Genomic DNA, 12,935 nt, shown 5'->3' with positions numbered 1-12,935 from the left:
ATCGTGCGCCACGCTCTGTACTGGGAGCTGATGGAGGACGAGTTCGGTGCCGCGCGCGCGTCGTCCCTCCACACCGACCTCGCCCTCAGCACCCTGGGCTCCGTCACACCCCGGGAAGCCTTCGACGCGGGCTACGACCCGCGTGAGATCTGGGCAGCGATCTGCGATGCGGCCGGAGTCCCGCACGAACGCCGGCTGGGGCGGGACAAGCCGAACTCGACCCCTCTGTGACTCGCTCCGTGAGACACGATTCGTGACACGCCCCCGCATCCGTTCGAACACGTGTTCCCATTGCGCTACGCTGGACCACGGCCGCGGTGCGTCGATCCGTCTGGGGACGAGCGGGGCGGCCATACACACATTCGGGCGCTCGCGGTGCCGTGTCCGTGCCGATGCCTAGGCTTGGCACAGGTGACCACGGAGGTCCGCTGGAGGAGGAGACATGGCAGGGAAGAGCAGTCGCACGCCGCGTACGGCAGGTGCGGACAAGTCGAAGGCTCTCGACGCCGCGCTGGGTCAGATCGACCGTCAGTACGGCAAGGGCGCAATCATGCGTCTGGGGGACGAGACCCGGGCGCCCATCGAAGCTATACCCACCGGTTCGGTGGCGCTCGACATCGCGCTGGGGATCGGCGGGCTCCCACGCGGCCGCGTCGTGGAGATCTACGGCCCGGAATCCTCCGGCAAGACGACGGTGGCGCTGCACGCGGTGGCGAGTGCTCAGCGGGCGGGCGGGATCGCTGGCTTCATCGACGCTGAGCACGCGCTCGACCCGGAATATGCGAAGGCGCTGGGGGTGGACACCGATCAGCTCCTCGTCTCGCAGCCGGACACCGGTGAACAGGCGCTCGAGATCGCGGACATGCTGATCCGGTCGGGCGCTCTCGACATCGTCGTCATCGACTCGGTGGCGGCCCTCGTGCCGAAGGCGGAGATCGAGGGCGAGATGGGCGATTCCCACGTCGGTCTGCAGGCACGCCTCATGTCGCAGGCGCTGAGGAAGCTCGCGGGTGCCCTGTCGACCTCGAACACGACGGCGATCTTCATCAACCAGCTGCGTGAGAAGGTCGGTGTCTTCTTCGGCTCCCCGGAGACCACCTCCGGCGGCAAGGCGCTCAAGTTCTATGCGTCCGTCCGCTTGGACGTCCGTCGGATCGAGACCCTCAAGGAGGGCGGGGACGCCGTCGGGAACCGCACGCGCGTCAAGGTGGTGAAGAACAAGGTCGCTCCGCCGTTCAAGCAGGCGGAGTTCGACATCATCTACGGCCAGGGGATCTCCCGTGAGGGGAGCCTCATCGACATGGGCGTGGACAACGGGATCGTGCGGAAGTCCGGGTCGTGGTTCACATACGACGGGGATCAGCTGGGGCAGGGCAAGGAGAATGTCCGCAACTTCCTCCGCGACAACCCGGGGCTCGCCGATGAGATCGAGACGAAGATCAAGCAGAAGCTCGGACTCCTCGCTGATCCGGAAGCGGACGCGAAGGATGACGCGGTCGCCGCGGAACAGGTGGAGGCCGCGCCCAAGCCTGCTCACGCGGAGTTCTGACCGCGTGGCGGAGACGGACGATCGTCAGTCCCTGCTGAGTTCGCTCCAGCAGGCCATCGACGCTGTTCCGGAGGTCCCGCCGGCCCAGGGGGGCGCTGACCTCGCCGGCGAGAGCCGGCCCGGTACGGGGTGCGCCGCGGTGGGGCAGGCTGCTGCCGGGTCTGCTTCTGAGGGCGAGGACGACGCTGACGCAGAAGCGATCAGGGACGCGTCGAAACGTGCATATGCGATCCTCGCCCTGCGCGATCACAGTCGGGTCGAGATGAGGCAGAAGCTCGTGGGCCGTGGACATGAAGAGCGGATCGTCGACGTGCTGCTCGGCAAGCTGGAGCACGCGGGCCTTCTCGACGATGTGCGCTTCGCCGAGCAGTTCGTGCGCTCGCAGCGCACGGGGAAAGGACGCTCGCTCTCCGCGATCTCACGTGCGCTGCGCGAGAAGGGCGTGTCGGACGAGGACGCACGCGATGCGCTGGCCGACGTGGGCGACGATTTCCCCTTCGCCCTGGACGCGGCGCGCAAGAAGGCAGCGAGCACGCGCGGACTCCCGCACGACATGCGTCTTCGGCGCACCCTCGGGGTGCTGGGGCGGCGCGGCTTCTCCGGATCCGTTGCCCGGCGGGCGGCGGCACAGGCGCTAGACGATGACGGTGACGCGTCTCTCACATGAAATATGCAAGTGAGATCAGTTAGCATCTGCGCCGAAACTGTGATAACATATTGGCGACATGCCTGGATCCGATTGCGCGCAGGGTGCTCGGTGCTCCTAGACTCAGGGCCACTACGGTCCGGCTTCCGCCGGCTCGTGTGTCCTAGAAGGAACAGGAATACCGATGTCCGCAGATTTCGTTCGGGTGGCACGCTGGCGTGCACATGCCGACCTGCTGTTGCCCAGCGACTCCGCTGAATTCCTCACGCCCCGGATGGCGGAATACTTCCAAGCCCCTGCGTCCGATGTCGTTGCGAACCCGGTCTGCTCCTACGGCGATGGCAGCGGTGCCGTCCTCTCGTTCAGTGCGCCGCCGGTGGGAGGCGTCGTCCGGCAGGGGTGCGGTCGGGCTGATCATGTCTTCGTCTCCGTCGTGTCCTCCGGCTCAGGACCTCGGGATCACACACTGGACTCGGTGCGCGAGGAATACGACCACCCGGGAGTTCGCGTCGTCCCGCTCAGCACGTCTTCGTGGACGTATGCGTACTCGGTCGTCGTCGACGCCGATTCGCAGTTCATCGGAGGCGCTGTGACCCGCTTCGCGAAGGTCGACGGCGGGATGACCCTGGCCGTCGCCTTCAGCGGGGTGAACGGTCCACTCGACCACGACGAGACCCATCGCGTGGCGGACGACATCCTCCGCGGTGTGGGGTGGGCTGACGGTCTCTCCTTCGACCACGCTCACGTGTGATCCCGGGCGGTGATCGCACCGGCAGGAGGCCTGCGACGCGCGCCGTCGATAGAATGGCGGATGCCATGACTGAGAACACGCTCGTCGCCGATGCGACCACCACCGCGATCCCGCAGACGTACGAAGTCACGACGTACGGATGCCAGATGAATGTGCACGACTCGGAGCGGATCTCCGGGCTTCTCGATGACGCCGGGTACGTTCCGGCGTCGGGTGGCGAGCAGGCCGACATCGTCGTCTTCAACACCTGCGCCGTCCGTGAGAACGCGGACAATCGGCTCTATGGCAATCTGGGGCGGCTCGCTCACGTCAAGGAGCAGCGGCCCGGCATGCAGATCGCCGTGGGCGGCTGCATGGCGCAGAAGGATCGGGACACGATCATCCGGCGGGCGCCCTGGGTCGACGTGGTGTTCGGTACACACAACATGGGATCTCTGCCTGTGCTGCTCGCACGGGCGCGCCACAATGCGGAAGCGCAGGTCGAGATCCTCGAGTCGCTCGACGTCTTCCCGTCGACGCTGCCCACACGGCGCGAATCGACGCACTCGGCGTGGGTCTCGATCAGCGTCGGCTGCAATAACACCTGCACGTTCTGCATCGTGCCCGCGCTGCGCGGCAAGGAGAAGGACAGACGCCCGGGCGACATCCTCGCAGAGGTCGAGGCACTCGCCGCAGAAGGCGTCGTGGAGGTGACCCTGCTGGGTCAGAACGTCAACTCTTACGGAGCGGAGTTCCGCGACAGGGGTGCGTTCGCCAAGCTGTTGCGTGCAGTCGGCCGCGTCGACGGGATCGAGCGCGTGCGATTCACGAGTCCCCACCCCGCCGCCTTCTCCACAGACGTCATCGAAGCGATGGCGGAGACTCCCACGGTCATGCCGCAGCTCCACATGCCGCTGCAGTCCGGATCCGACCGGATCCTCAAGGACATGCGACGGTCCTATCGGTCGGCACGGTTCCTGCGGATCCTCGACGAGGTGCGTGAACGCATCCCGCACGCCGCGATCACGACGGACATCATCGTCGGCTTCCCCGGCGAGACGGAGGAGGACTTCGCCGCGACGCTCGACGTGGTGCGCAGGTCCCGGTTCTCGCAGGCCTTCACCTTCCAGTACTCGATCCGGCCCGGCACACCGGCTGCGACCATGCCGGACCAGGTGCCCAAAGCGATCGTGCAGGAGCGCTTCGAGCGGCTGACGGCGCTGCAGGACCAGATCTCCCACGGGGAGAACCGTGCACTGATCGGTACGCGGCAGTCCGTGCTCGTGCATGCCCAGCCGGATGAGGCGCACGGGCGATTCTCGGGTCGTGCGGAGGACAACCGACTGGTACATGTGGGTGTGGACGACGCAGTCGGGATTCCCCGCCCGGGGGACGTGGTGAGTGTGGTCGTCGACGAGGCCAAGCCCTACTTCCTCCTCAGCGATTCGGGATACACGATCCGCTCGACCCGGGCTGGGGATGCCTTCGACCGTGCACAGGCGGACTCCTGCGGCACCCCGTCTGCAGGCTCCAGACCGGCCGCGCCGACATCACTCGGCATGCCGACCCTCCGTGTGGGTCTGGGTGACTGACCCGGCTGCGCTCCTCATCCCCGGCACGCCGCTCCTCCTCAGCGGGGTCGATCCGTGCGAGCCGGAGGAGATGGCGAGCCTTCGCAGCGCCGTCCACAGCGTCCTCGTCCGTACGCGCACGTGGACCGTACGGGTGCCGGGATCCGCGCTTCCTCCCGTGGCGAGCCTCGGGGGTCTCGGTCTCGCCGTGGGTGCGAGGATTCATGCCGAAGAGCCGGCAGGACCGGTAGTGCCGATGGAGTACTCGGGGCCGGGGGGAGTGCGGGACCACGCGATTGTCGAGGGAACGAGCCGACCGTCGGACCTGCTGCGGGGCGACGAGCTCGTCACAGCGGTGAAGGAGCTCGACGAGGCATCTGTCCGGACCGCCCTTCAGATCCCGACCGGGGTGCTCGTGGCGGTCCTCGCCGGGTTGGAAGCCGGAGTGGATGTGCGCTTGATCGCGGGGGGCGACGGATGCACCGCACCGTCGGCGGCACCCCTGGTCGTTCCCCTCGATTTCTCCGGCGCCGCTCATCCTGAGGCGCCGCTCGCACCTCGCGAGGGAGCGGTGGCGTTCGACGAGGAGCTGGAGCGTGCTCTGACCGGTTCCGTCGACCTCGAGAGGATCGCTGCTCTGCAGGACCGGGCGGGCGGGCACGCAGCGTGGATCGACATGCTCGCCACCCTCGAGCTCGCGGGTGCTCGCGGTGTGGGCCTCGCGTCCGCGGACGTCCACCACGTGCGCTACCGGGTCTTCGCACTCGAGGCGGACGCACCTCTGCGTGTGCCGCGGGAGCGGCAGACCTCCCTATCCGGATGGCACGCATGACGCGGCCGCTGCTCGCGGTGGTGGGTGCCACGGCGACCGGCAAATCCGACCTCGGTATCGCCCTCGCACGTGAAGGCGGGGAGATCGTCAACGGCGATGCCCTGCAGCTGTATCGGGGCATGGACATCGGGACGGCCAAGCTGGCGGTCGACGAGCGGGCCGGTATCCCGCACCATCTCGTCGACGTGCTCGACATAGGCGAGTCCGCGAGTGTGGCGGACTTCCAGGCTCTTGCCCGCCGCGCGATCGACGACATCGCTTCGCGCGGACTCCAGCCCGTCATGGTGGGCGGTTCCGGGCTGTACGTCCGCGCGGTGACCGACGACATGCGCTTCCCGGGAACGGACCAAGACGTGCGCGCACGGCTCGAATCTGAAGCCGCGGCGCTGGGCTCCGCGGTCCTGCATGCGCGCCTCGGCCGTCTGGACGCCGCTGCGGCGGAGAAGATCGCCCCGGGCGATGCGCGGCGTGTCGTCCGGGCGCTGGAGGTCATCGAGATCACCGGGGAGCCCTTCACCGCCTACTTGCCGGATTACACCTACGTGCGCCCCACGATCCAGATCGGTCTGGTCCTCGACCGTGACGTCCTGCACCGGCGGATCGCTGACCGAGTCCACCGGATGTGGGAAGCGGGCTGGGTGGACGAGGTCGCCCGACTCCGCGCGGAGGGTCTCCGCCCGGAATCCACTGCCGGGCAGGCGATCGGCTACGCGGAGATCATGGCGCATCTGGACGGCACGATGACGCAGGACGACGCGATCCAGCGGACCATCGTGCGGACCCGCCAGTTCGCGAAGCGTCAGGAGACGTGGTTCCGACGGGACCGGCGGGTCCACGTGCTGCCTGCCGACGCCCCGGACCTCGTCGAACGGGCCGCAGCGATCACACCGTAGACTGCGCGCGTGAGCACAGTGAAGGTGACCAAGGGACACGGGACAGCCAACGATTTCGTCATCCTCGACGATCCGGACGCCGGGGGCAGGCTCGACGCGGAAACGGTGCGGCGCCTCACCGACAGGCGTCGCGGGTTGGGTGCGGACGGACTGATCCGGGTCGCGCGCTCCACAGCGCTCGTCGACGGCGACCAGAGCGCCACGCACGCGGATACCGCAGTCGCCGCGGGCGCGGAGTGGTTCATGGACTACCGCAATGCGGACGGGTCGGTCGCGGAGATGTGCGGCAACGGCGTACGCGTCTTCGCCCATTACCTGGTCCGCCGTGGTCGTGTGGATCCCGCACGGCCGATCCTCGTCGGCACGCGGGGAGGGGTGAAGACCGTGACGATGGTCGCGGACCCCGCCGGGGGGCAGGCTCCCTGGTACCGCGTCGACATGGGGCGGTGGAACCTGCCGCTGCTGAGTGCCGACGACTCCGATCGGGGAGCGGACTCCGTGGTCTCCACGCGGGGCGTCGACGTCGACCGGCCTGCGGTGAGCGTCGACATGGGGAACCCGCACACGGTCGTCGCGCTGCCCTCGCTCGATGAGCTCATCAGTGCGGAGCTGGCGACGGCACCCGCCGTGGACCCGGTTCCCGAGGACGGGACGAACGTCGAGTACATCGTCGTCGATGCCGACGGAGATGCCGATCCCCGCACGGGGCGACTGCGCATGCGGGTCCACGAGCGCGGTGTGGGCGAGACGATGGCCTGTGGGACAGGAGCGTGTGCCGCCGCGCTGGCGGCCCGATTCTGGGCCGGGTCGGACGGGCCGGTCGACTGGACGGTGGACCAGCCTGGTGGCGCTGTGCGGGTCGAGATCGAATCGGAGCGGGTGTTCCTGTCCGGGCCGGCCGTCCTCGTTGCGGAGGTGGCCCTCCTGGAACTCGACATCACCGGCTGAGGCGCGCCGACCGCACGGTGGCGGCCCATCGCGTCGAGCGGTCGATGCTCAGGCAGAGCGGTCGACCCGCAGGACGCGGAAGCCCTTGGCGTTGGCGACGCGGCGGGCCGGGAACTCGTCGCCGCCCTCTTCGATGAGCCACTTCAGCAGCGAATCCGCCCCCAGCTTCTTCGCCACGACCAGGTAGGCGCTGCCCCCGTGCGCGAGTCGCGGCAGCCAGGTCGAGAGCATGTCGTGGAGGACGGCCTTGCCGACCCTGATCGGCGGGTTCGACCAGATCGTGGAGAAGCGGACGTCGGACGGGACTGCGCCCGGCTCCACAGCGTGCACGCTGCCGAGCCCCAGTGCAACGGCATTGGCAGCAGTCAGGCTGCGTGCTCGCTCATTCACGTCGACCGCCCAGAGGCGCAGGTCGGTGCCGGCAGCCGCACCCCGGATGCCGGCATCGAGGACGATGGGGCCCCATCCGCAGCCGAGGTCGAGGAACTCTCCCGGCGACGGGTCTGGAACGTGGTCCAGGAGGACTCGTGTCCCCGTGTCGACATGGTCGGGGGAGAACACTCCGGAGGCCGTGACGACTGCGACGTCCCGGCCACCCACCTGCACGATGAGCTCCCGCTGCTCTGCGGCACTCGCCGGTGCCGCAGTGAAGTAGTGATCGGCCATGGGAGGAGTCTAGGTGCTGTGGGAGAATGGGCATCCATCCGCAGAGAGGCAGTACATGACGCAGAGCGACGACGAGACCACTCCCACGAATCCGACCGAGTCCGGGCCCTCCGATGATCGGGACGGCGCGATCGACCGCATCCTCGGTCGGGCCTCGGCGTTGGACGCGGGCGGTGTGTCGCACGAGGAGGCGTCGCAGCTCGATGTGCTCGATCGGTCCGCCCTCCGCCGGGTGGGCGGACTCTCGACGGAACTCGAGGACGTCACGGAGGTCGAGTACCGCCAGCTGCGGCTCGAGCAGGTGGTCCTCGCAGGCCTCTACGAGTCCGGACGATCCACGGAAGCGGAGATGAGTCTCCGCGAGCTCGCCGCGCTCGCGGAGACCGCAGGATCGACCGTCCTCGACGGAGTGATGCAGAAGCGCGACAAACCCGATCCCCGGACGTACCTTGGCAGCGGCAAGGCACGGGAGCTGAAGGAGATCGTGGAAGCGGTCGGTGCCGACACCGTCATCATCGACACGGAGCTGCCGCCCAGCCAGCGGCGAGGACTCGAGGACGTCGTCAAGGTGAAGGTCATCGACCGGGTCGTGCTCATCCTCGACATCTTCGCGCAGCATGCGAAGTCCCGTGAGGGCAAGGCCCAGGTCGAACTGGCCCAGCTCGAATACCTGCTGCCACGCCTGCGAGGCTGGGGCGAGTCGATGTCGCGTCAGGCCGGTGGCCGTGTCGCGGGGGGCGAGGGCATCGGCTCGCGGGGGCCGGGCGAGACGAAGATCGAACTCGATCGTCGGCGGATCCGGACGCGCATGGCGAAGCTGCGCAAGCAGATCCGTGCGATGGAGCCGGCCCGCATCACGAAGAGGGCCGACCGCGCGCGCAATGCCGTTCCGTCGGCCGCGATCGTCGGCTACACCAACGCGGGGAAGTCTTCGCTCCTCAATCGGCTCACCGACGCCGGTGTGATGGTCCAGAACCAGCTGTTCGCGACATTGGACCCGACGGTGCGCCGCGCAGAGACCGCTGAAGGGCGGGTCTACACCCTCACAGACACCGTGGGATTCGTGCGGGACCTCCCGCACCAGCTGGTCGAGGCATTCAGGTCGACGCTCGAGGAGGCTGCCGGTGCGGATCTCATCGTGCACGTCGTCGACGCGTCGCATTCGGACCCGGGCGGTCAGATCTCCGCGGTGCGTGAGGTGCTGGCCGATGCCTCCGCCGCACATCTGCCGGAGCTGGTCGTCTTCAACAAGTCGGACGCCACCGACCCCACGACGCTGTCCTCGCTCCTTGTGGAGCACCCGGGATCGATCGCAGTATCCGCTCACACCGGGGCGGGGCTGGAGGCGCTGCGGGAACGGATCGCGAGCATGCTCCCGGTCATGGCCCACGAGCTGACGGTGCTCATCCCGTTCGATCGGGGCGAGCTGGCGAGTCGCGTGCATGACCGCGGAACGGTGCTCGACGAGCGCTTCCTCGAAGACGGCACACTTCTCCAGGCGCGTGTGGACGATGCCCTCGCCGCGGAACTCGCCCCTTTCGTGCAGCCTGACATGTATGCGGGGACGGAGCCGGCGGCCGACGCCGGGGGCGACCGCGATCCGGACGCGACCCGGGACGACAGGGAGTGAACGAGGTCCAGACCCTCCTCGCCTCCGCGGTCAGTGCTGTGGGCGGAAGCGAACGTGAGGGCCAGACGACGATGGCGGAGGCCGTCGCGAGCTCGCTGGACCGGGGGAGCCACCTCCTCGTCCAGGCGGGGACCGGCACAGGGAAGTCGCTCGCGTACCTCGTCCCCGCCCTCGACCACGCCACGCGGACCGGGGATCGGGTGATCGTGTCCACGGCGACACTCGCGCTGCAGGCGCAGATCGTCGACCGCGACCTCCCGCGCCTGGTCAGGTCCGTCAAGGAGGAACTCCCGCGCAAGCCCTCCTTCGCAGTGCTCAAGGGGCGCAGGAACTACGTGTGCCGCTACAAGCTGGACGGTGGGTTCCCCGAGGACGGCGCGGGCATGCTGTTCGACTTCGGTGCGGACGAAGCCGCATCGCGAGGTCCGGCCGACCGCGCGGGCGGCTCCCCGACCGCGCTCGGGGAGGAGATCACGAGGATCAGGAGCTGGGTCCGCACTACGGAGACCGGAGACCGGGACGATCTGGTGCCCGGAGTCTCGGACCGAGCATGGACTCAGGTGTCCGTGAACGCGTTCGACTGCCTGGGATCGAAGTGCCCCGCCTTCGAGGAATGCTTCGCGGAGATGGCCAAGATCCGAGCGGGAGGCGCGGACCTCGTCGTCACGAACCACGCACTCCTCGCGATCGACGCGTTCGGGGACCATGCGGTGCTGCCCGAGCACTCCGCTGTCATCATCGACGAGGCGCACGAACTCCGTGACCGCGTCACCAACGCACTGTCCGGCAGTCTCACGTCCGCGATGATCGACCACGCGGTCAGCTCCGTGCGCCGGACGGGCGTCGTGCAGGACGGTGTGATCGGACTCCTCGAGACCGCCGGTGCCGCTTTCACCAAGGCTGTCGAAGGCGCTGCCGACGGACTCATCGAGCGATGGCCGGAAGCGCTCGCCACTGCCGTGACACAGGTGCGGGACGCCTCACGCCAGCTCATCGCGGACCTGGGGTCCGGGACCAGCGGTTCCGACGGGGAACCCGACGCGGGGCGGCAGCTTGCGCGGGCGCGGATGCTCGAGGTGTTCGACGTCGCAACACGTCTGACGGACGATGCCGACAACGACGTGGCGTGGGTCTCGCGATCCACGTTCCGGGAACGGACTACCACCTCACTCGTCGTCGCACCGCTGTCGGTGGCAGGGACGATGCGTTCCGGCATCTTCGAGAAGTCCACGGTCGTGGCCACGTCCGCCACCCTGGCACTCGGCGGCCGCTTCGAGTCCGTCGCGGGCGCGTTGGGGCTCGCAGGGCCGGAAGCACCGCGGTACGACGCGATCGATGTGGGCTCGCCCTTCGACTACGCCCGGCAGGGGATCCTGTACGTCGCATCCCATCTGCCCCGACCAGGCCGCAACGGCGCCAGTGAAGAATCCCTGGACGAGCTCGAGACACTCCTCCGCGCGTCCGGTGGGGGCGCACTGTGCCTCTTCTCATCGCGGGCCGGCGCGGTGCGTGCGGCGGAGGAGATGCGGAGGCGCACGCATCTCCCCGTTCTCGTTCAGGGTGAGGACGGCCTGGGATCACTCGTCTCGCAGTTCTCCGCGGACGACGAGGCCTGCCTCTTCGGCACGCTGTCACTGTGGCAGGGAGTCGACGTCCCCGGCCGGACATGTCGTCTCGTGGTGATCGACCGCATCCCGTTCCCCCGGCCTGACGACCCGCTCGTGCGAGCGCGGACGGAGTCGGCGCAGCGCGTGGGGGCGAACGGCTTCATGTCCGTGAGCGCGACGCATGCGGCTCTCCTGCTGGCACAGGGAGCAGGCCGCCTCGTCCGGTCGACCGCAGACCGGGGTGTCGTCGCGGTGCTCGACGAGCGCCTCCGCAACGCGCGGTACGGAGGCTTCCTCCTCGCGTCCCTGCCGCCCATGTGGAAGACAGAGGACCCCGCGCTGGTGCGCGGGGCCCTCGAACGTCTGCGTGAGACGGACACCTGACCCTTCTCAGGCAGACTCCATGACCGGCGGTCTCACCACGTTGTGAGGTCGCCGACCACCGAGAAGGTCACTCCACCCGGCGGATCACCGCGACGACCACACCCATGATCGTCGCGAAGTCCCCGTCGATCGGGTCGTAGAAGCGGTTCTGGGGCAGGAGCCACTGCTTGCCGCCGGTGCGCTTGAGCGTCTTGACCGTCGCTTCTTCGTCCAGGAGCGCGGCGACGATCTGTCCGTTCTCCGCATCGGGCTGCCGACGCACCACCACGTAGTCGCCGTCGCAGATCGCGGCGTCCTGCATGGAGTCGCCCACGACGTTGAGGAGGAACAGCTCACCGGAGCCGACCACCTGGCGGGGGAGCGCGAAGACGTCGTCGACATCCTGCTCCGCCAGGATCGGACCGCCCGCCGCGATCCTCCCGACCACGGGCACCATCGCCGTGTTCGGGGAGGGATCGATCCCCTTCCGCACCTCTTCCGGCGGGGTGACCACTTCGATCGCGCGGGGACGCTTCGGATCCCGACGCAGATACCCGAGCCTCTCCAGCTGAGCAAGCTGATGTGCGACGGACGACAGCGACGCGAGCCCCACCGCCTTGCCGATCTCCCGCATGCTCGGGGGATAGCCGTTGACGTACACCGCGCGTTCGATGGTCTCGAGGACCAGTCGCTGCCGCTGCGTGAGGCGGGTGTCCCCGTCCGCGGCGGAACCCCCTGGCAGCTCCACCTCCTCGCTCTGCGCTCTGCGCACCACTTCGATCTCCTCGTCGAGCCCGCTCTTGCGCGGACGCCCCCTGCGACGCTGCTGTTCCGGAGTCATCGGCGTTCCCTCCCCTTGCCTGACGGCTGCCGCCTACCTTCGCTTCTCACCTGCCCGAACGCGGTGCCGCAGAGTTGTGTCCGTGCCTCGTGATCGACTCATCCACATGACTGCACCACTGACGTTCGATTCCCATCATCGCATATCCGTTCGAACGGGGCTGGACAAATCTTCGAACGCTGTGTTCAATAGTACAAGTGTTCGAAACTCTTCGCGCCGGCCCTCGCCGGCCCGGAATCTCCCTGGAGGTGGCGACATGAGCGCATCGATGCTCACCCGCACGGCAGGACCCGCGGCTGCGGTCGAAACGGGGGGTGCCCGTCGTGCCCACGACGTCGAACCGACCCGTCGCCCGGGAATGACCCGGCGCGGCCGGCTCGCCCGCACAGTCCTCCTGGGGGTCGTCGTCGTCGCCGTCCTCATCGGCGTGGTCGCCGCGGTGTGGTCGCCCACGGCCGCTGCGGATGAAGACACTTCCGCGACCGGTATCGTCACCGTGATCGTGGACGAAGGGGACAGCCTCTGGTCGGTGGTGTCCGACCATTCGTACGATCGCGATCCTCGCGTCGTGCTGGATGAGGTGCGGACGCTCAACGGCATGACGACGAACGTGGTCCACCCCGGTCAGAGGCTGGACCTGCCCGCGCGGTAAACTCCAT

At 68.4% G+C, this 12,935-nt stretch carries 13 protein-coding genes; 11 read left to right on the top strand and 2 right to left on the bottom strand.

Going from position 1 to position 12,935, the window contains the following annotated elements; all coding sequences use genetic code 11:
- The first annotated feature begins 3 nt into the window (after positions 1-3).
- From JFC09_RS08675 to dapF, 8 genes are all read left to right on the top strand, one after another.
- Positions 4-231 (top strand): DUF3046 domain-containing protein, encoded by a 228-nt coding sequence (locus JFC09_RS08675; RefSeq protein ID WP_198393630.1) that lies wholly within the window; start codon positions 4-6, stop codon positions 229-231.
- 211 nt (positions 232-442) lie between these two features.
- Positions 443-1,549 (top strand): recombinase RecA, encoded by a 1,107-nt coding sequence (recA, locus tag JFC09_RS08670; protein WP_198393629.1) that lies wholly within the window; start codon positions 443-445, stop codon positions 1,547-1,549.
- 4 nt (positions 1,550-1,553) lie between these two features.
- On the top strand, positions 1,554-2,216 hold the full coding sequence (locus JFC09_RS16890; RefSeq protein ID WP_198393628.1) for a regulatory protein RecX: 663 nt from the start codon (positions 1,554-1,556) through the stop codon (positions 2,214-2,216).
- A 163-nt stretch (positions 2,217-2,379) separates the two neighbouring features.
- Complete coding sequence (locus tag JFC09_RS08660; protein WP_198393627.1) at positions 2,380-2,946, top strand: hypothetical protein; 567 nt, start codon at positions 2,380-2,382, stop codon at positions 2,944-2,946.
- A gap of 65 nt (positions 2,947-3,011) precedes the next feature.
- Positions 3,012-4,517: a tRNA (N6-isopentenyl adenosine(37)-C2)-methylthiotransferase MiaB gene (miaB, locus tag JFC09_RS08655; RefSeq protein ID WP_198393626.1), complete on the top strand. Its 1,506-nt coding sequence runs from the start codon at positions 3,012-3,014 to the stop codon at positions 4,515-4,517.
- Positions 4,510-5,328, top strand: a complete 819-nt coding sequence (locus tag JFC09_RS08650; protein ID WP_198393625.1) for a hypothetical protein — start codon at positions 4,510-4,512, stop codon at positions 5,326-5,328. The genes miaB and JFC09_RS08650 overlap by 8 nt, the downstream gene beginning before the upstream one ends.
- Positions 5,316-6,221, top strand: coding sequence for a tRNA (adenosine(37)-N6)-dimethylallyltransferase MiaA (miaA, locus tag JFC09_RS08645; RefSeq protein WP_198393624.1), 906 nt, complete (start codon positions 5,316-5,318; stop codon positions 6,219-6,221). Before JFC09_RS08650 ends, miaA begins: the two co-directional genes overlap by 13 nt.
- Before the next feature lie 9 nt (positions 6,222-6,230).
- A complete protein-coding gene (gene dapF / locus JFC09_RS08640) occupies positions 6,231-7,169 on the top strand; it encodes a diaminopimelate epimerase (RefSeq protein ID WP_332839710.1) in 939 nt (312 codons plus the stop codon).
- Between the two features lie 48 nt (positions 7,170-7,217).
- Here dapF and JFC09_RS08635 read toward each other — a convergent pair whose 3' ends face one another.
- A complete protein-coding gene (locus JFC09_RS08635; protein ID WP_198393623.1) occupies positions 7,218-7,835 on the bottom strand; it encodes a class I SAM-dependent methyltransferase in 618 nt (205 codons plus the stop codon).
- Between the two features lie 55 nt (positions 7,836-7,890).
- Between JFC09_RS08635 and hflX the strand changes: the two genes are divergently transcribed.
- Positions 7,891-9,465, top strand: a complete 1,575-nt coding sequence (gene hflX / locus JFC09_RS08630) for a GTPase HflX (protein ID WP_198393622.1) — start codon at positions 7,891-7,893, stop codon at positions 9,463-9,465.
- The gene (locus tag JFC09_RS08625; RefSeq protein WP_332839709.1) at positions 9,462-11,456 is read left to right on the top strand and encodes an ATP-dependent DNA helicase; all 1,995 of its coding nucleotides are present in this window, start codon (positions 9,462-9,464) and stop codon (positions 11,454-11,456) included. The genes hflX and JFC09_RS08625 overlap by 4 nt, the downstream gene beginning before the upstream one ends.
- Before the next feature lie 67 nt (positions 11,457-11,523).
- Here the strand turns inward: JFC09_RS08625 and lexA are convergent, their stop codons facing one another.
- Positions 11,524-12,276, bottom strand: a complete 753-nt coding sequence (gene lexA, locus JFC09_RS08620; protein ID WP_198393621.1) for a transcriptional repressor LexA — start codon at positions 12,274-12,276, stop codon at positions 11,524-11,526.
- A 256-nt stretch (positions 12,277-12,532) separates the two neighbouring features.
- Between lexA and JFC09_RS08615 the strand changes: the two genes are divergently transcribed.
- The gene (locus tag JFC09_RS08615) at positions 12,533-12,928 is read left to right on the top strand and encodes a LysM peptidoglycan-binding domain-containing protein (RefSeq protein WP_198393620.1); all 396 of its coding nucleotides are present in this window, start codon (positions 12,533-12,535) and stop codon (positions 12,926-12,928) included.
- Positions 12,929-12,935 lie beyond the last annotated feature (7 nt).

The sequence above is a fragment of the Brevibacterium yomogidense genome (genome assembly GCF_016107685.1).
In the GTDB taxonomy this organism is placed as follows: domain Bacteria; phylum Actinomycetota; class Actinomycetes; order Actinomycetales; family Brevibacteriaceae; genus Brevibacterium; species Brevibacterium yomogidense.
This window is presented reverse-complemented; position numbering and strand designations above follow the sequence as displayed.

Coding starts and splice junctions, on each gene's coding strand:
- recA (WP_198393629.1), top strand. CDS start 443: ATGGCAGGGAAGAGCAGTCGCACGCCGCGTACGGCAGGTGCGGACAAG.
- JFC09_RS08660 (WP_198393627.1), top strand. CDS start 2,380: ATGTCCGCAGATTTCGTTCGGGTGGCACGCTGGCGTGCACATGCCGAC.
- miaB (WP_198393626.1), top strand. CDS start 3,012: ATGACTGAGAACACGCTCGTCGCCGATGCGACCACCACCGCGATCCCG.
- miaA (WP_198393624.1), top strand. CDS start 5,316: ATGGCACGCATGACGCGGCCGCTGCTCGCGGTGGTGGGTGCCACGGCG.
- JFC09_RS08635 (WP_198393623.1), bottom strand. CDS start 7,835: ATGGCCGATCACTACTTCACTGCGGCACCGGCGAGTGCCGCAGAGCAG.
- hflX (WP_198393622.1), top strand. CDS start 7,891: ATGACGCAGAGCGACGACGAGACCACTCCCACGAATCCGACCGAGTCC.
- lexA (WP_198393621.1), bottom strand. CDS start 12,276: ATGACTCCGGAACAGCAGCGTCGCAGGGGGCGTCCGCGCAAGAGCGGG.
- JFC09_RS08615 (WP_198393620.1), top strand. CDS start 12,533: ATGAGCGCATCGATGCTCACCCGCACGGCAGGACCCGCGGCTGCGGTC.